Below are 16,655 nucleotides of genomic sequence, written 5' to 3'. Positions count from 1 at the left end.
CCCGGACGCGCGAGGCGCGTCCGGGCTTTCCGGTGTTACGGGCTCGAACTCAGAAGTCCATGCCGCCCATGCCACCGGACGGGTCGGCGGGAGCGGCCGAGGCCTTCTCCGGCTTGTCCGCCACGACGGCTTCGGTGGTCAGGAACAGCGCCGCGATGGAAGCGGCGTTCTGCAGCGCGGAGCGGGTGACCTTCGTGGGGTCCGGCACGCCGGCGGCGAGCAGGTCCTCGTAGACACCGGTGGCGGCGTTGAGGCCGTGACCCTGCGGGAGGGACTTGACCTTCTCCGCCACGACGCCGCCTTCGAGGCCGGCGTTGATCGCGATCTGCTTGAGCGGCGCCTCGACGGCGACCTTGACGATGTTGGCACCAGTGGCCTCGTCGCCCTCGAGCTTCAGACCGGCGAAGGCTGCCTCGGCGGCCTGGATGAGAGCGACGCCACCACCGGCGACGATGCCCTCTTCGACGGCGGCCTTGGCGTTGCGCACTGCGTCTTCGATGCGGTGCTTGCGCTCCTTCAGCTCGACCTCGGTGGCGGCACCGGCCTTGATGACGGCCACGCCGCCGGCCAGCTTCGCCAGCCGCTCCTGGAGCTTCTCGCGGTCGTAGTCCGAGTCCGAGTTGTCGATCTCGGCGCGGATCTGGTTGACGCGACCCTGGATCTGGTCGGCGTCGCCAGCACCCTCGACGATGGTGGTCTCGTCCTTGGTGATGACGGCCTTGCGCGCCTTGCCCAGCAGGGAAAGGTCCGCGTTCTCCAGCTTGAGGCCGACGTCCTCGGAGATGACCTGGCCACCGGTCAGGATCGCGATGTCCTGCAGGATCGCCTTGCGGCGGTCACCGAAGCCCGGGGCCTTGACGGCGACGGACTTGAAGGTGCCACGCATCTTGTTGACGATGAGGGTGGCCAGGGCCTCGCCCTCGACGTCCTCGGCGATGATCAGCAGCGGCTTGCCGGACTGGATGACCTTCTCCAGCAGCGGCAGGACGTCCTTGACGGTGGAGATCTTGGAACCGAAGAGGAGGACGTACGGGTCCTCGAGCTCGGCTTCCTGACGCTCCGGGTCGGTCACGAAGTAACCGGAGATGTAGCCCTTGTCGAAGCGCATACCCTCGGTGAGCTCGAGCTCGAGCCCGAAGGTGTTGCTCTCCTCGACGGTGACGACGCCTTCCTTGCCGACCTTGTCCAGCGCCTCGGCGATGAGCTCGCCGATGGTGCGGTCAGCGGCCGAGATCGAGGCGGTAGCAGCGATCTGCTCCTTGGTCTCGATCTGGACGGCCATCTTGTGCAGCTGCTCGGTGATGGCCTCGACGGCCGCCTCGATGCCGCGCTTCAGGCTGATGGGGTCGGCCCCGGCGGCGACGTTGCGCAGACCCTCGCGGACGAGAGCCTGGGCGAGCACGGTGGCGGTGGTGGTGCCGTCACCCGCGACGTCGTCGGTCTTCTTGGCAACTTCCTTGACGAGCTCGGCCCCGATCTTCTCCCACGGGTCCTCGAGCTCGATCTCCTTGGCGATGGAGACACCGTCGTTGGTGATCGTCGGCGCGCCCCACTTCTTTTCGAGCACGACGTTCCGGCCCCGCGGGCCGAGGGTCACCTTGACGGCTTCGGCGAGGATGTTCAAGCCGCGCTCAAGACCGCGGCGGGCGTCCTCGTCGAACGCGATCAGTTTGGCCATTGCGGTGTGGTCCTCCGGTATTGGGCGCCGCCGCACGCTCTGCCTCGTATGTCACAGAAGCGCGGCGGCAGGACTCTTCCTCGGCCAGGCTCGGTGCCCGCGACGGACGACCCACCCGATCAAGGGTGCGGCCTCACCGTCCCGACCTTCAGGCGAGCGATCGGTGACCGCTCTGCCTGGCACTCGACGGCGTCGAGTGCCAATGTCGTGTTTAGCACTCTCCACGGTCGAGTGCAAGAACCGCAGGTCAGCGCGGTGGTATTCAGTTGCTCGGCTTGATGGGGATCGACGAGGGCGGAGGCTTCAGCGACGATCCGGGAGCCTGCGACTGCGAGCCGCCGGGCCCGACCGGGATATTCGGCGCGGTGGTCTGCGGGCCGTTGCCGCCGCTCGGATCACTGAAGATGAAGATCGCCGCGACGATCGCGCCCGCGACCACGAGGGCGCCGACGACGATCCAGATCCACTTGGCGCCGCCGCTCTTCTTGGGCTGCTGCTGGAAACCGCCCTGCTGCTGCGGCGGGGGGCCATAACCGGGGGGCGGGCCCTGCTGGAAGCCACCCTGTTGGAAGCCGCCCTGCTGCTGCGGCGGGCCGTAACCGGGGGGCGGTCCTTGCTGGTACCCGCCCTGCTGGAAGCCGCCTTGCTGCGGCGGCGGGCCGTAACCGGGCGGCGGGCCCTGCTGGGGCGGGCCTTGCGGCGGGGGACCCTGCGGTCCCGGTCCCTGCTGGCCGTAGCCGGGCTGCTGTCCTCCGTACGGGTGCACGGGGCCCCCCTCTCCCTGTGGCGGCGTGTTCTGCCGTGGCGCCTGCTGCGGTGCGGTCTGCTGGACCGGCGCCGCGGCCCCGGGCGTGCCGGGCGGCTCGTTCGAAGTCGCGAGCGGACCGAGCGCGCGCCTGGCGGCCGCGATCATCTCAACACAGTTGGGGTAGCGATCGGCGGGATTCTTCGCCATTCCCTTCCGGACGACCTCGTCGATCCCGGCAGGCAGGCCGACGATCCGCGAGATGGCCGGGGGCTCCCCGTTCAGATGCCCCTTGATGACCGTCTGCACGTCGCCCTTGAAGGGCGGGCTGCCGGTCAGGCAGGCGTAGAGGACGCAGGTGAGCGCGTACTGGTCGGTGCGGCCGTCGAGCGGCTCGCCGCGCAGGTGCTCGGGGGCCGCGTACGTGGGCGAGCCGAGGAAGTCGCCGCCGCGGGTGCGGTGCCCGGTGGCGCCGCGGCGGGTCAGGCCGAAGTCGGCGACGTAGACGTGCTCGCGCGAGGTCTCCTTGCTGGTGACCAGTACGTTCGCCGGTTTGACGTCGAGGTGCACGAGACCCCGGTTGTGCAGGGTGTCGAGCGCGTCGGCGACCTGGCCGAGCATGGTCAGCGCGCGGGCGGGCGCGATCGGGCCGCCGGAGATCAGCCCGGCGAGGTCCCCGCCGTCGACCATCCGCATGGCGATGTAGAGCATGCCTTCGAGCTCGCCGAAGTCGTACAAGGGCACGACGTTGGCATGGTCGATCGCGGACGTGTTCCGCGCCTCGTCGACGAAGCGTTCGCGGAACTCGGCGTCGGCCCCGAGGTGATCACCGATGACCTTCAGTGCCACCTTGCGTCCGAGCCGCACGTCCGTGGCCTTGTAGGTCACGCTCATGCCGCCCTTGCCGAGCACACCGTCGATGCGGTAGTTGCCCAGCCGGCGACCGGTCAGGTCCCCCGACTCATCGCCTGTCACGCAGCGAAGCGTAACGTGCCAGTTCCGGAGGCCGCCGGGGGTCGGCTGGAATTCGGCCAGCGGCGCGCCAGCGCCCCCGTTGAGGGTGGGGGCGGGGGCATGGATGGAGCTGCTATGAGACCTTGCGTACGTCCGCCGCCTGACTCCGCCCGTCGCGCCCGGACTGGACTTCGAATTCCACGCGATCACCCTCGTCGAGCGTCCGGAATCCGTCGGCCTGAATGGCCGAGTAGTGGACGAAGACGTCGGGCCCTTCGGTGGATTCGATGAATCCGTAGCCCTTTTCCGAGTTGAACCATTTGACGGTGCCGACTGCCACGACGCACTCCCTCAGCACAGGATCCGCCGGCCTCGCCTGCCCCGGACGGCGGTTTCGAGTGCAGTTCACGCTACCCGAATCACCGGCGTCGGCAATGCTCAATTCGTCTTAAGGTCATCCGCGAGAAAGCCGCCTATTGCGCGCTTGCACAAGGACGCGTCCTGGTCCGGCGAAGTCCAGCGCGAGCCCTTCGCCGGTGCGGACGGACTGCGGGCCGGACTGGTCGACCGCGCGGAGACGGCACTGCACGGTGTCCGGGTAGGCGAGCAGGAAGTCCGGCCGCACGGTGACGAGTTCGCCCGCGGTGAGTTCGAAGGCGTCGACCGGGCCTTGCGCGGCGAGCACGAGCGGACCGGTTCCGCTGTAGTGCTCCAGGAAACCGGAGTCGGCGCCGAAGAGTTTCTGCAGCGGCGCCCAGCCGGGATCGAGCCGGACCGTCGCCGGCCGGGCGAGGATCGCGTCCCGGCTCACGCACCAGCCCGCCCCGCCGGTGAATTCCAGCGGGTAGACGTCACCGGCGGTCAGCGGCGCGAAGTCGATCCAGCCGCCGCCCTCCGGCGCGTTGAACACCGAAGGCGCGGCCTTTCCCGCCCGTGAACCACCGCGGGCGGGAACGGTTTCGGTGATGCCGAAACTGCTGGCCAGCATGGTGTCCCCGGCGGCCTGGACGGCCTCGCCGGGGGACAGCAACACGCGTGCGACCCCGAAGTTCGGGGTGTGCCTCGTCTGGACCCGCATGCGCTCAGCGGGAGGGGACCTGGGCGATCACCCAGGCGGACAGCGCCGACGGGTTGCGGGTCTGGGTGAGCAGCTGACCCGGTCCGGCGAAGTCGAAGACGAGGCCTTCACCGCTCTTCATCGACTGGATGACGCCGGTGGCGACCTTGCGGATCTGGTACTGGAGGGTGTCGGCGAACGCGACGACGTGCCCGGTGTCGATGGTGATCACCTCGCCCTGCTGCAGGGTGACCGTCTCCAGCGCGCCGTAGCAGGCCACGACCAGCGGGCCCTGTCCCGTCGCGTGGGTCAGGAAGCCGCCCTCGCCGCCGACGAGGTTCTTGAGCCCGCCCCATTTGGTCTCGGTCTGCACGCCGTGCGAAGACGCGAGCCACGAGCCGCGGGTGACGCACCAGCCGGTGCGGCCGTCGAGGTTGATGATCTGCATGTCGCCGGGCAGGTTCGCGGCGACGTCGACCCAGCCGCCGTTCTGCGGGGCGGTGTAGGTGGAGATGAAGAAGGACTCGCCGGAAAGGAAGGCGCGGCCGAGCCCCTTCATGATGCCGCCCTGCGCCTGCGACTGGACCTGCACGCCGTAACTCGTCGCCATCATCGCGCCAGACTCGACCTGCGCCGGTTCGCCCGGAGCGAGGACGAGCCTCGCCACCGCGAACGACGGCTGGTGACGGATCTGAACCTGCATGTCTTCTTCTCCCCGGTGGTCGTTGTGACGCGCAGAGTCTTGCATGCGACCCCCGACCGAGGAGGATGGTCCGGTGATCTCCGTCGACGCCCACCGTGAGACCGTCACCGGCCTGCTCGGAAACGCCCCTGTCATCCGCCTTCCGCTCGCCTCCGCCGCCGGGCCCGGCATCGCCGAGGACGTGCGCGCGGGGGTTTCGCTGCCGCCTTTCGACAACTCGGCGATGGACGGTTACGCCGTCCGCGCGGCCGATGTCACCGAGGTACCCGTGACGCTGCCGGTCGCCGAGGACATCCCCGCCGGCCGCGTCGACATCACGAAACTGGAGCCGGGCACCGCGCACCGGATCATGACCGGCGCCCCGCTGCCTCCGGGCGCCGACGCGGTGGTGATGGTGGAACACACCGACGGCGGTGTGACGGACGTCCGGGTTCTCAGGACGGCCGTCCCGGGCGCGCATATCCGGCGCCAGGGTGAAGACGTCGTCGAAGGCACGGTGGCGCTTTCCGCCGGAACCGTGCTCGGCCCGGCGCAGCTGGGGCTCGCGGCGGCCGTCGGGCTCGCCGAGGTGCCCGTGTTCAGGCCGTTGAAGGTGCTCGTCGTGTCCACCGGGACCGAACTCGTCGACGCGCCGGAACCCTTGCGGCACGGGCAGATCTACGAGTCGAACAGCATCATGCTGGCGTCCGCGATCCGCGCGCTCGGCTGCGAGGCGGAGGTCTTGCGCAGTGTCGTCGACGACGTGGACGAGTTCCGCGCGGTGATCGAGCCGCGGCTGGCGGACGTGGACCTGCTGGTGACCTCGGGCGGGGTCAGCGCGGGGGCGTACGAAGTGGTGAAAGACGCGCTGACCGGGCAGGGCGTGGAGTTCCGGAAGGTCGCGATGCAGCCGGGCGGGCCGCAGGGCTGCGGACGGTGGAACGGCGTGCCGGTGGTGACGTTGCCGGGCAACCCGGTGAGCGTGCTCGTCTCGTTCGAAGCGTTCCTGCGGCCGGCGTTGCTCGCGGCGATGGGGCACGCGGGCGTCGACCGGCAGCGGGTGCGGGCCCGGCTGACCGAGGCGATGACCTCCCCCGCCGGACGTCGCCAGTTCCGGCGGGGCTTCTACACGCATTCCGAAGGCGAGGTCACCGGCATCGTCGGGCCGCGCGGCGGGCCGGGATCGCATCTGCTGGCGTCGTTCACGCAGGCGAACTGCCTGATCGTCCTGCCGGAGGACGTGGACTCGGTCGACCAGGGCGACGAGGTGGACGTCCTGCTGCTCTGACCTGCGTTTAGCGGGCTAAACGCAGGTCCGCGGGGAAGTCGCGGCACCGGCCGATCGGCGTGAACAGGAGCGCGAAGACGGCGACGACCTCGAGCCCGGCCATCAGGCCCAGCGTCTGCCGCACCCCGGCGATCTCGCCGAGGATCCCGCCGAGCAGGCCGCCGAGCGCGATCGCGCCGAAGCTGAGCACGGACATGCTCGCGGTGACCCGGCCGAACATCGAGGCCGGGACGTACCGCTGTTTGAAGGTGGCGTTGAGGACGTTCGAGCCGACGACCCCGGCGCTGAGCGCGAACCCGGCGGCGACGAAGAACGCGAGCCCCCAGCCGCCTTGGGCGAGCGGTCCCAGCAACATCATCAGTGCCCCGAAGGCCTCGCAGAGCACGAAGGCGCGCGCGGTGCCGATCCGCGCGGCGAGCTTGCCCGAAAGCGCGGCACCGGCGACGCCACCCGCGCCGACGAGCGCGAGCACGAGCCCGACGGTCGCCTCTCCCACGCCGAGATCGCGGGCGAGGAAGACGACTTCGATCGACTGGTAACCCATGAGCGCGACATTCGAGACCGCGCCGAAGACCGCCAAAACCAGCAAGTACCGGTCGTGGACAACGAAGTCGAGGCCCTCGCGGATCTCGTCCCGCAGCCGCGAACGCGTCTTCGCCGGACGTTCGGGCTCGCGATAGCGGATGGATCGCAGGCACAGTACGGAGATCCCGAAACTGACGGCGTCGGCGAGCACCCCGGCGACGGCGCCGAAACCCTGCGCCAGCAGACCGGCGAGACCGGGTCCGCCGATCTGCGCGGCGGACTCACTCCCCTGCAACTTTTCGTTGGCTTCTTGGAGGTCCTTCTTCTCTACCAACGAAGGCAGGTACGCGCGGTATGCGACGTTGAAGAACACCTTCGCGACGCCGCCCGCCAAGGCGACGACGAGCAACTGGGTCATCGTGAGCCACCCGAACCAGGCGGCGACCGGGACGCTCAGGAACACGAGCATGGAGACGGTGTTGCAGGCCAGCATGATCGGGCGTTTCGGCCGTCTGTCGACCCAGGCGCCGGCGGGCAGGCCGATCAGCAGCCACGGCAGCCAGGCGACCGCGGTCAGCAGCCCGACCGCGAACGTGCTCGCCTGCAGCGTGACCACCGCGACGAGCGGCAGCGCGACGACGGCGATGGAACTGCCGAGCACGCTGGTCGTCTCGCCGGTCCACAGCAGCCGGAAATCGCGTGAGCGCAGCAATCCGCCGCGTTCGCGGGTGGTCACGGGCGAGCCGGGACGGCGCGGGTCGCGAAGAACACCGGCCTGCGTTCCTGGCCGTCGTCCGGTTGTTCGCGGTCGCTGTACTCCCGGACCAGCGCTTGGATCCGGCGCTCGATTTCGGCCAGTTCCGTCACCGACAACTTCATCCAGCTGTCGGTGACGAAGGCGGCGCGATGCCACTCCTCGGGGTAGCTGTCGCGTTCAGCGAACCATTGGCGCGCCAGGGAAACCTGGCGTTCGAGGGCGAGGGATTCGGCGGCGGCCGCGACCGGATCGTCGGGGAAGTCCGACGGCGACCAGGAGACCGCGTAACCCACGCGGCGCCACCAGCGCTCGCGCCGGTCGCGGGCGAGTTCCGGCGCTTCTTCGACCAGATCACCGGCGGCGAGCACCTTCAGGTGGTGACTGACGTTCCCGACGGCCTGCCCGGTCCGCTCGGCGAGGACGGACGCCGTGGACGGGCCGTCGAGGCGGAGGACGTCGAGCAGGCGGCGCCGCAACGGATGCGACATCGCGGCGAGCACTTTCGAATCGTGGACTTCACGTACCTCACGGTCGGCCATAACGCACAACAGTAGTTGCACAATGTCTCTTGTGCAAGGAGCATTGTGCGATGCGGGCCGCATGGGTCGGGGTGGTCGTGAGTGGCGAGGATGAGCCCTTATGTCGTGAAGGGCCCCTTTGAGACCTTCACCGTCTCAAAGGGGCCCTTCACGACATCCCCACGACCGCGACCACTCACGTGAGCGCCTGGCTGGAGGCCTTCACGGACCGGGCTGGGGGATCAACCGCAGCCGGAACCCACGTAGATACCTAAGACACCCTTGGCTCTAACCCGAATCGCCACTCACGACCACCCCGGGTGACGGCTGCGCCGGGCTCGCGCACTCCACGTAACCTCGACGGCATGGGTTTCTTCTCGTGGATCGTGTTCGGCGCCATCGCCGGGTGGCTGGCCAACGTCGTGGTCGGGGGTCCGGACCGGCGGGGTGGCTGCCTGTTCAGCATCCTGGTCGGCGTGCTCGGGGCGGCGCTCGGCGGTTTCATCTACCGGCTCGCGACGGGCACCGAGCGGAGCTTCGAGTTCGACTTCCCCAGCTTCGGCGTCGCCATTCTCGGTTCGATCGTGCTGCTCGCCCTGCTGCGGCTGGTGCGCGGCTCCGGGCGGCGCGACGCCTCTCGCAGGTGATCAAGGGAGTGACGGTTGGTAACGGTTTTCTCGCGACGGGTGATCACGGGCGTCCGGCGAACTAGAGTGGGACGTTCGCTCAGTTCCAGCGGCCGCGTCCGGATGCATGTGCCGTCGGGGGGCATATGCATCCGGACGCGCGTGCCTCGGCGATGACCGAGGCGGCGCGGACGGGGTCGATGAGCGAAGGCATCGGCGCCGCCGAAATGTCCCTCTTCCAGGCTCGGAACAGCTCGGCGAGTCGCTCGCCTGCGGGGTCCGGGCTGGCGGGCATTCGTGGGTCCTCAGGGTCGGCGATCGGCTTCAATCACCTAGAGTTATCGCTCATTTCCACCGACCGTTACCGGGATGTGGTGCCTCCCACTCACGCCGGGGAAACCCTTCCGGGGGAGGCACGGCCCTGGCCCGGACAGGGCGGTAGCGTGGTGGCTCTTCATACCCAACCCCCCGACACGAACTGCGGTGAACCCGACCAATGAGCGGCAACCGGCCGGAATCCACTGGAAACCCACTCACGCACGCCGTGAAGCTGGCCCGCGAGACCGTTCCGCCGATGCACCCGGCCGGCAGGCCGTTCGTGCTCGGTGGCCTCGCCGCGACGCTGGTGCTGCGGAAGTTCTCCAAGCCCCTCGGCGTCCTCGGCGCGCTCGCGACGGCCGCCACGGCCGCGTTCTTCCGTGAGCCCAAGCGGGTGCCGCCAGCCCAGTCCGGCCTCGCGGTCGCGTCGGCGGACGGCCTGGTCTCGCTGATCGAGGAAGCCGTGCCGCCGCCCGAGCTGGGGCTGTCCGCCGAACCGCGGATGCGGGTGAGCGTGTTCCTGTCGGTGTTCGACGTGCACGTCCAGCGGATCCCGGCGTCGGGTGTGATCGAGCGGGTCGCCTACCGGCCCGGGAAGTTCCTGTCCGCGGACCTGGACAAGGCGAGCGACGACAACGAGCGCAACTCCGTGCTCATGCGCACCGAAGACGGTCACGAGCTCGTCGTGGTGCAGATCGCCGGGCTGGTGGCGCGGCGCATCCTCTGTGAGATCCGCGAGGGTGACAAGGTCGGCGTCGGTTCGACGTACGGCATCATCCGCTTCGGCTCGCGAGTCGACCTGTACCTGCCGCCGGGCAGCAAGGTCCTCGTCTCGAAGGGCCAGCGCACGATCGGCGGCGAGACGCCGATCGCCGAGCTGCCCACGGCGCCGCACCCGGAAGGCTGATCCATGGTCCGCGTGACCACGACAACTCCCGGCGTCCGGCTGTTGCCGAACGCCATCACGGTGCTCGCCCTGTGCGCCGGTCTGTCGTCGGTGCAGTTCGCGCTGATCGGCAACTACCCGATGGCGATCGCGTCGATCGGGATCGCCGCGGTGCTCGACAGTCTCGACGGCCGGATCGCGCGGCTGCTGGACGCGACGTCGAAGATGGGGCAGGAGCTCGACTCCCTGTCCGACGGCATCTCGTTCGGTGTCGCGCCCGCGCTGGTGCTGTACGTCTGGCACGCCGAGGGCGAGCGGATCGGCTGGGTGGCGTCGCTGATCTTCGCGGTCTGCATGATCCTGCGGCTGGCGCGGTTCAACACGCTGATCGAGGACACCGAGCAGCCGCCGTACGCGGGCGAGTTCTTCGTCGGCGTGCCCGCGCCCGCCGGTGGTCTGCTGGCGATGCTGCCGCTGATCCTGGAGCTGCAGTTCGGGCAGGGCTGGTGGTCGCACCAGTACATGGTGTGGGTGTGGACGATCGCCGTGGCCGCGCTGCTGATCAGCCGGATCCCGACGCTTTCGCTGAAGACGGTGAAGGCGCCACCGAAGGCGATCGCGCCGCTGCTGGTCGGGGTGGGCCTGCTGGCCGCCGCGATCATCCAGTTCCCGCTGGTGGCGCTGGCGATCGCGCTGATCCTGTACCTGGCGCACATCCCGTACTCGGTGTACCGGTACCGCTGGCTCGCGCAGCATCCCGAAGCGTGGATGGCGCCGCCGAGGGAACGGCGCGCGATCCGGCGCTCTTCGAGCCGCCGCCGTCTTGGCCTGCGCCGCCCGCCGCTGCGGCGCGTGGTGGCGGGCGCCGCTCAGCGCGTCCGGCTCCAGCGAGGCGAACAGCACGTCGCCCGCACTCCGCGCACCATCAGCACCGACAAGGACCGCGACAACGGCCGCGGCCCACGGCGCCGCTCGTGGCGCCGGATCGGCCTCCGAAAGCGCTGACTCGCGCCACCCCAGCCCCCCGCCCGTCCCTGGGGGACGGCCCCGCGCCCAGCGTATCGGTGCCCACTGACGGGGCCGGGGGAAACGGGGGTCGGAGGCGGGAGTTGTCCACAAGTGCGTGAGCCTGTGGACAACTTGGGGCAGCTGGGTCGAAGTGTCATGAAAGGGTCGTTCAGGACGAAAAACGTCCTGAACGACCCTTTCATGACATCCCGGCAGCCAAAGCTCAGCGCACCGAAGCGCGCAGCCCGCCGATCACCAGGTCCAGCTGGAACTCGAAATCCCGCAGGCAGTCGCCTTCCATCAGCGATGGCAGCGCCCGGTGCAGCGAAGGCAGCCCGTCCGCCGTCACCGATCGCTGGAACCACGCCACCACCGGCTCGGCCCGTTCCAGCTCGGTCGCCTCCGGAGCGGCGCCGGAGAGTCCTACTGTTTCGGTCAGCACGGCGCCGAACACCAGCCCGATGAGCGACCGGTAGCCCCGCGCCGCGCCACGTTCGTCGAGTCCGGCGTCCAGCAGTGCCGAGAACATCGCGTCGATGAACTTCAACGCGCCCGCCGAACGCGGGTTCGCCGCGTCGGTCGCCAGTGCCCGGACGACCACCGGATGCCGCGAAAAGGCCGTGTACAGGCCATGGGTGAGCGCCCGCAGCCGCTCGTCCCAAGGCCCGGGCCCTGGCAGCGGCACACTTTCGAAGACACGCGCGGTCAGCCCGTCGAGCAGATCACCCTTGTTGGCCACATGGTTGTAGAGCGACATCGCTTCCACGCCGACGTCGGCGGCGAGTTTCCGCATCGACAATCCGGCCAGTCCGTGTTCGCCCGCCAGCCGCAACGCGGCGTCGAGCACCTTCTCCCTGCTCAGCGCCATGTGTCCCAGTTTACCGGCACCCCCTTACGCCGTAAGTAATCACCTCGTATGCTTACGTCGTAAGTCACCTGGAGGGATGTCATGGACACCGAAACGCTGCTCACCACCACCCGCTCGGTCCGCCGCAAGCTCGACCTCGACCGGCCGGTCGAGGAGGGACTTCTCGAAGACTGCGTCCGCATCGCGCAGCAGGCGCCCGCCGCGGGGATGCTGCTCGACTCCCAGCGGTGGGTGATCGTTCGCGACCCGGAGCTGCGGGCCGAGGTCGCGGACATCGTCCGCGCCGAGGCGATTCCGACCATCGCGAAGTACGGCCACCTGACGAGCGACGCCATCATGCGGTCGGCTCGGCACCTCGTCGACAACCTCGGGCGCGTCCCGGCGCTCGCCATCCCCTGCATGATCGGCCGCCCGCCGTCGGATCCCGTCATCCAGAACGGCTACTACGGCTCGGTGTACCCGGCGATCTGGAGCTTCCAGCTCGCGCTGCGGTCGAAGGGGCTCGGCAGTTCGATGTGCGCGTACCACCTGCCCGCGCGCGAGGCCGAGGTCGCGGAGCTGCTCGGGATCCCCGGCGACGTCGCGCAGATCAGCCTGCTCGCCGTCGCCCACACCACCCAGCGCGACTTCTCCCCGGCCGTCCGGCGACCCGCCGGGGAGATCCTGTCCTTCGACCGCTGGGGGCCCGCCGCGTAGATAGGGTGGCGGGGTGAGCGCACCCCAGATCACGCTGACCGTCCGGCACACCCCGTCCGCCCTGGACTCCCGCCGCGGCGTCGTCCGGCTGCACCCCGAAGTCCTCGACGCGCTCGGCCTGATGGCCTGGGACGCCGTCCGCGTCACCGGCGCCCGCGTCAGCTCGGCGCTGGCCGCCCCGTCGGACGCGGAGGGCATCCCTGGCGTGATCCTCCTCGACGACGTCACGATGTCGAACCTCGGCGTGACCGAGGGAGCGGAAGTGGTCGTCGCGCCGGCGGAGGTGTCGGCCGCGAAGACGGTCACCGTGTCGGGTTCGAGGATGGCGAGCGTCTCGCTCTCCCCGCACACCCTGAGGCTCGCCCTGATCGGCAAGGTCCTGACCGTCGGCGACGCCGTTTCCCTGCTCCCCCAAGACCTCGCGCCCGCACCGGGCTCCGACGTCTCCGCGGTCCGCGGCCAGCTTTCCCGCGCCATCGGCATGACGTGGACGAACGAACTGCTCACCGTCACCGCCACCGAGCCGCCGGGGCCGGTCGCCGTCGGACCGTCCACTGTGGTCAGCTGGCGTGACGGCGCCCGCACCGGCGAGGCCGCGCCCGCCGCCGTCCCCGCCCGTGCCGGGACGACGCTGGTGCGAAGCACGCCCTCCACGCCACACGAGGACTTCATCGACGCCGAGATCGTCGAAGACGAGCGGGTCGACGAAGTGGCCGAGGAGTCCGTGCCTCCCCTGTCGGATCTCGCCGGCTCCGAATCGGCCGCGCGCAAGCTCGCCGAATGGTTCGACCTGGCCTTCCACCGTCCGGAGCTGCTGGCGAAGCTCGGGACGTCGGCGCATCTCGGGGTCCTGCTGTCCGGGCCGGAAGGCGTCGGGAAGGCGACGCTGGTCCGCGCCGTGGCGCAGGCCGAGAAGGTGCGGGTGGTGTCGATCGCGGCGCCGAACATCGCCGTTCTCGACCCGAACGTGGCCGCCGCTCGGCTGCGTAAGGCGATCGAACAGGCCACCCACGACGAAGACCCCGCCGTCCTGCTGATCACCGACATCGACGCGCTGCTGCCCGCGTCCCAGCCGCCACCGCTCGCGACGGTCGTCCTCGACGACTTGCGTAATGCCTTGCGCAGCAAGGGTTTCGCGGTCATCGCCACCACGGGGCGGGCCGAGTCGGCCGATCCCCGGCTGCGCGCCGCGGACCTGCTCGACCGCGAACTCGGCCTGCCGCTCCCGGACTCGAAGACCCGCACGGAACTCCTCCGTGTGCTCCTGCGCGAAGCCCCGCTGGAGTCCGGCGTCGACGTCGGCCCGATCGCCGAGCGCACACCCGGTTTCGTGGCCGCGGATCTCATCGCGCTCCGCCGCGACGCCGCCCTCCGGGCCGCGCTGCGGCAGCGTGACGCCGACGAACCGCGGATCTCCCAGCAGGACCTGCTCGACGCGCTGACCACCGTCCGCCCCATCTCGATGTCCACTTCGGACAATCTGGCCACCGGCGGACTGACGCTCGACGACGTCGGCAACATGACGGACGTCAAGCAGTCGCTCACCGAGGCGGTGCTGTGGCCGCTGCGTTACCCGGACTCGTTCGCCCGCCTCGGCGTCGATCCGCCGCGCGGCGTGCTCCTGTACGGCCCGCCGGGCGGTGGCAAGACATTCCTGGTCCGCGCGCTCGCGGGCACCGGCGCGTTGAACGTCTTCGCGGTCAAGGGCGCCGAACTGATGGACAAATGGGTCGGCGAGTCCGAGCGTGCGGTGCGGGAACTCTTCCGTCGCGCCGCCGAGGCCGCACCGTCGCTGATCTTCCTCGACGAGATCGACGCGCTCGCCCCGCGTCGCGGCCAGTCCTCGGATTCGGGCGTGTCGGACCGGGTCGTTGCGGCCCTGCTGACCGAATTGGACGGTGTCGAGCCGATGCGCGAGGTCGTCGTCCTCGGTGCGACGAACCGGCCGGAACTGGTCGACCCGGCCCTGCTGCGGCCGGGACGGCTGGAGCGCCGCGTCTACGTCCCGCCGCCGGACGCCCACGCGCGCGAGGCGATCCTGGCCGCCAGCGCCAAGAACACGCCGCTCGCGTCCGATGTGGACCTCGCGGCGTATGCGGCCACTTTGGACGGTTACTCGGCGGCGGACTGCGCGGCACTGATCAGGGAGGCCGCGCTGACCGCGATGCGCGAGTCACTGGAGGCCAAGGAGGTCACCGCCACGCATCTGACGAAGGCGGCCGAGGCCGTCCGGCCGTCGCTCGACCCGGCACAGCTCGCGGCGCTGGAGGCCTACGCGCGGAACCAGGCCTGAGCACGGAAAGGGCCCTCTTCCCCGCGAGGAAGAGGGCCCTTTCCGTAGCTGCTAGGAGCCGTCTTTGTCGTTGGTCTTGTAATCCTTGGTGAGGATGACGATCACGCCGGGGCCGATGTTCTCGATCTCCTTGAACCTGGGCTCGGCACGGAAACCGAACTCCAGCGCCAGCGCCTTCGCGGCCGCTTCCTCGTCGGTGCCCGGCCGGAAGTAGGCCACGGTCTCGGGGAGCCTGCCCGGATAGCCCTTGACCTCGGAGACGTTCCAGCCGGAAGCGCGGAAGTCCTTCGCGGCCTGCTCGCCGAGCCCCTGGATCGTGCTGTTGTTGTAGACCCGCACGGTCACCCACTTGTGGGACGCCTGCTGATCGCCACCGGGCTGCCCAGGACCGGGCTGACCCGGCTGACCGGTCTGCCCGGGCTGGCTCGCCGGCGGGGCGGAACTCGCGGGCGCGCTCGACGGCGGCGCCGACGAGGCGGGCGGTGTGCTGGCCGAAGGCGACCCCGGCGCCGGAGACGAGGGCTGCGTCGCACCGTCCGAGGTCGTGGGCGTGGTGCCGGGCGGCGTGGCGGTGTCCGAGTCACCGCCGCCACTGGTCAGGGTGATTCCGCCGATCACGGCGGCGATCACGGCGACACCGACCAAGGCCAGTCCGGCGGCCTTCATCGGCCGGGACAGCCCCGAAAACAGACTCATGAGAGATCGATCCCCAGTCGCCGGGCCGCGCGATTGCGCTGCCGGGCCGCTCGCGTCTTTCGCAGGCGCTTCACCAGCATCGGGTCGGCCTGCATGGCTTCGGTCTTCTCGAGCAGCCGGTTCAGCAACTGGTAATAGCGCGTCGACGACATAGAGAAGCGTTCGCGGATCGCCTGTTCCTTCGCGCCGGCGTATTTCCACCACTGACGTTCGAACGCGAGCATGTCGAGCTCGCGCTCGCTGAGGCCGTTCACGGTCTCCGACGGGGACGGCTGGTCGGGCTCGGCCATCGACTCCGCGGCGTCCATCCGACTCCTCGCAATCAGGTCAGTGCTCGGCGGCGTGAAACCACAGGCTTGTCATTCCGCGGCGCCATTAGACCACGGAACCGGCGCCCGGCCTCGGTATCGGCGTCGGCGCGTCATGGGTAAGGGTGTACCAGAAGGGTCCGACTAAACTGCGCGCGTGACCGTCCATCCCATCGTGATCGCCGGCGAGCCAGTGCTGCACAACCCGACTCGGGAGATCACCGAGTTCGACGACAAGCTGCGCACCCTCGTCGACGACATGTTCGAGACCATGTACGCCGCCGAAGGGGTGGGCCTCGCGGCCAACCAGATCGGCCTCGACCTGCGCGTGTTCGTCTACGACTGCCCCGACGACGAGGGCACCCGCCACAAGGGCCTCGTGGTGAACCCGAAGCTCGAGACGTCGGAGATCCCGGAGACGATGCCGGATCCGGACGACGACTGGGAAGGCTGCCTGTCGGCGCCCGGCGAGTCGTACCCGACCGGCCGCGCTTCGTGGGCGAAGGTCACCGGCTTCGACGTCGACGGTAATCCGATCGAGGTCGAAGGAACCGGCTACTTCGCGCGCTGCCTGCAGCACGAGACCGATCACCTGGACGGCTTCATCTACCTCGACCGGCTGGTCGGGCGCCACGCTCGCGCGGCGAAGAAAATGCTCAAGTCGAACAAATGGGGCGTTCCGGGCAACTCTTGGCTGCCGGAGGCGCAGCCCGAATCGGCCGGCGACTGACCCTCTCGCACCCTTCCCGCGT

Annotated in this window: 17 protein-coding genes; 7 read left to right on the top strand and 10 right to left on the bottom strand. The window is 69.7% G+C overall.

Annotation, left to right across the window (positions count from 1 at the left end; translation table 11 throughout):
• Positions 1 to 49: 49 nt before the first annotated feature.
• From groL to DMH03_RS08490, 5 genes are all read right to left on the bottom strand, one after another.
• On the bottom strand, positions 50 to 1,678 hold the full coding sequence (groL, locus tag DMH03_RS08510; RefSeq protein WP_125782140.1) for a chaperonin GroEL: 1,629 nt from the start codon (positions 1,676 to 1,678) through the stop codon (positions 50 to 52).
• Between the two features lie 262 nt (positions 1,679 to 1,940).
• On the bottom strand, positions 1,941 to 3,398 hold the full coding sequence (locus tag DMH03_RS08505) for a serine/threonine-protein kinase (RefSeq protein WP_125791349.1): 1,458 nt from the start codon (positions 3,396 to 3,398) through the stop codon (positions 1,941 to 1,943).
• A 112-nt stretch (positions 3,399 to 3,510) separates the two neighbouring features.
• On the bottom strand, positions 3,511 to 3,717 hold the full coding sequence (locus DMH03_RS08500) for a cold-shock protein (RefSeq protein ID WP_005164266.1): 207 nt from the start codon (positions 3,715 to 3,717) through the stop codon (positions 3,511 to 3,513).
• A gap of 114 nt (positions 3,718 to 3,831) precedes the next feature.
• Entirely contained in the window at positions 3,832 to 4,455 is a 624-nt protein-coding gene (locus tag DMH03_RS08495) for an AIM24 family protein (RefSeq protein WP_125782143.1), read from the bottom strand.
• Positions 4,456 to 4,459: 4 nt separating this feature from the next.
• Positions 4,460 to 5,137: a TIGR00266 family protein gene (locus DMH03_RS08490; RefSeq protein WP_125782145.1), complete on the bottom strand. Its 678-nt coding sequence runs from the start codon at positions 5,135 to 5,137 to the stop codon at positions 4,460 to 4,462.
• 73 nt (positions 5,138 to 5,210) lie between these two features.
• Here DMH03_RS08490 and glp point away from each other — a divergent pair, with 73 nt between their 5' ends.
• Positions 5,211 to 6,404 carry a gephyrin-like molybdotransferase Glp gene (glp, locus tag DMH03_RS08485; RefSeq protein WP_125791348.1) on the top strand — a complete coding sequence of 398 codons (1,194 nt, stop codon included), beginning with the start codon at positions 5,211 to 5,213 and terminating at the stop codon, positions 6,402 to 6,404.
• A 7-nt stretch (positions 6,405 to 6,411) separates the two neighbouring features.
• On the opposite strand, the gene DMH03_RS08480 is transcribed toward glp, so the two are convergent.
• Entirely contained in the window at positions 6,412 to 7,665 is a 1,254-nt protein-coding gene (locus DMH03_RS08480; RefSeq protein ID WP_125791347.1) for an MFS transporter, read from the bottom strand.
• On the bottom strand, positions 7,662 to 8,225 hold the full coding sequence (locus DMH03_RS08475) for a helix-turn-helix domain-containing protein (RefSeq protein ID WP_125791346.1): 564 nt from the start codon (positions 8,223 to 8,225) through the stop codon (positions 7,662 to 7,664). The genes DMH03_RS08480 and DMH03_RS08475 overlap by 4 nt, the downstream gene beginning before the upstream one ends.
• Positions 8,226 to 8,569: 344 nt before the next feature.
• Between DMH03_RS08475 and DMH03_RS08470 the strand changes: the two genes are divergently transcribed.
• The 3 genes from DMH03_RS08470 to pssA all read left to right on the top strand — a co-directional run bounded on the left by DMH03_RS08470 (position 8,570) and on the right by pssA (position 11,039).
• A complete protein-coding gene (locus DMH03_RS08470) occupies positions 8,570 to 8,851 on the top strand; it encodes a GlsB/YeaQ/YmgE family stress response membrane protein (RefSeq protein ID WP_125791345.1) in 282 nt (93 codons plus the stop codon).
• A gap of 475 nt (positions 8,852 to 9,326) precedes the next feature.
• Positions 9,327 to 10,055, top strand: a complete 729-nt coding sequence (locus DMH03_RS08465) for a phosphatidylserine decarboxylase (RefSeq protein WP_125791344.1) — start codon at positions 9,327 to 9,329, stop codon at positions 10,053 to 10,055.
• A gap of 3 nt (positions 10,056 to 10,058) precedes the next feature.
• Positions 10,059 to 11,039: a CDP-diacylglycerol--serine O-phosphatidyltransferase gene (gene pssA / locus DMH03_RS08460; RefSeq protein WP_125791343.1), complete on the top strand. Its 981-nt coding sequence runs from the start codon at positions 10,059 to 10,061 to the stop codon at positions 11,037 to 11,039.
• 226 nt (positions 11,040 to 11,265) lie between these two features.
• On the opposite strand, the gene DMH03_RS08455 is transcribed toward pssA, so the two are convergent.
• Positions 11,266 to 11,910 (bottom strand): TetR/AcrR family transcriptional regulator C-terminal domain-containing protein, encoded by a 645-nt coding sequence (locus DMH03_RS08455; protein WP_125791342.1) that lies wholly within the window; start codon positions 11,908 to 11,910, stop codon positions 11,266 to 11,268.
• A gap of 81 nt (positions 11,911 to 11,991) precedes the next feature.
• Between DMH03_RS08455 and DMH03_RS08450 the strand changes: the two genes are divergently transcribed.
• The gene (locus DMH03_RS08450; protein ID WP_125791341.1) at positions 11,992 to 12,606 is read left to right on the top strand and encodes a nitroreductase family protein; all 615 of its coding nucleotides are present in this window, start codon (positions 11,992 to 11,994) and stop codon (positions 12,604 to 12,606) included.
• Between the two features lie 13 nt (positions 12,607 to 12,619).
• Positions 12,620 to 14,899 carry an AAA family ATPase gene (locus tag DMH03_RS08445; RefSeq protein ID WP_125791340.1) on the top strand — a complete coding sequence of 760 codons (2,280 nt, stop codon included), beginning with the start codon at positions 12,620 to 12,622 and terminating at the stop codon, positions 14,897 to 14,899.
• Positions 14,900 to 14,950: 51 nt separating this feature from the next.
• On the opposite strand, the gene DMH03_RS08440 is transcribed toward DMH03_RS08445, so the two are convergent.
• Positions 14,951 to 15,595 carry a LytR C-terminal domain-containing protein gene (locus DMH03_RS08440; RefSeq protein WP_125791339.1) on the bottom strand — a complete coding sequence of 215 codons (645 nt, stop codon included), beginning with the start codon at positions 15,593 to 15,595 and terminating at the stop codon, positions 14,951 to 14,953.
• Positions 15,592 to 15,903: a DUF3263 domain-containing protein gene (locus tag DMH03_RS08435; protein ID WP_005160574.1), complete on the bottom strand. Its 312-nt coding sequence runs from the start codon at positions 15,901 to 15,903 to the stop codon at positions 15,592 to 15,594. Before DMH03_RS08435 ends, DMH03_RS08440 begins: the two co-directional genes overlap by 4 nt.
• Positions 15,904 to 16,060: 157 nt before the next feature.
• Between DMH03_RS08435 and DMH03_RS08430 the strand changes: the two genes are divergently transcribed.
• On the top strand, positions 16,061 to 16,633 hold the full coding sequence (locus DMH03_RS08430; RefSeq protein WP_125791338.1) for a peptide deformylase: 573 nt from the start codon (positions 16,061 to 16,063) through the stop codon (positions 16,631 to 16,633).
• Positions 16,634 to 16,655: the final 22 nt, after the last annotated feature.

Source organism: Amycolatopsis sp. WAC 01376, assembly GCF_003947415.1.
GTDB lineage: Bacteria > Actinomycetota > Actinomycetes > Mycobacteriales > Pseudonocardiaceae > Amycolatopsis.
The sequence above is the reverse complement of the archived record's forward strand: the minus strand, read 5'-3'. Positions and strand labels throughout refer to the sequence as shown.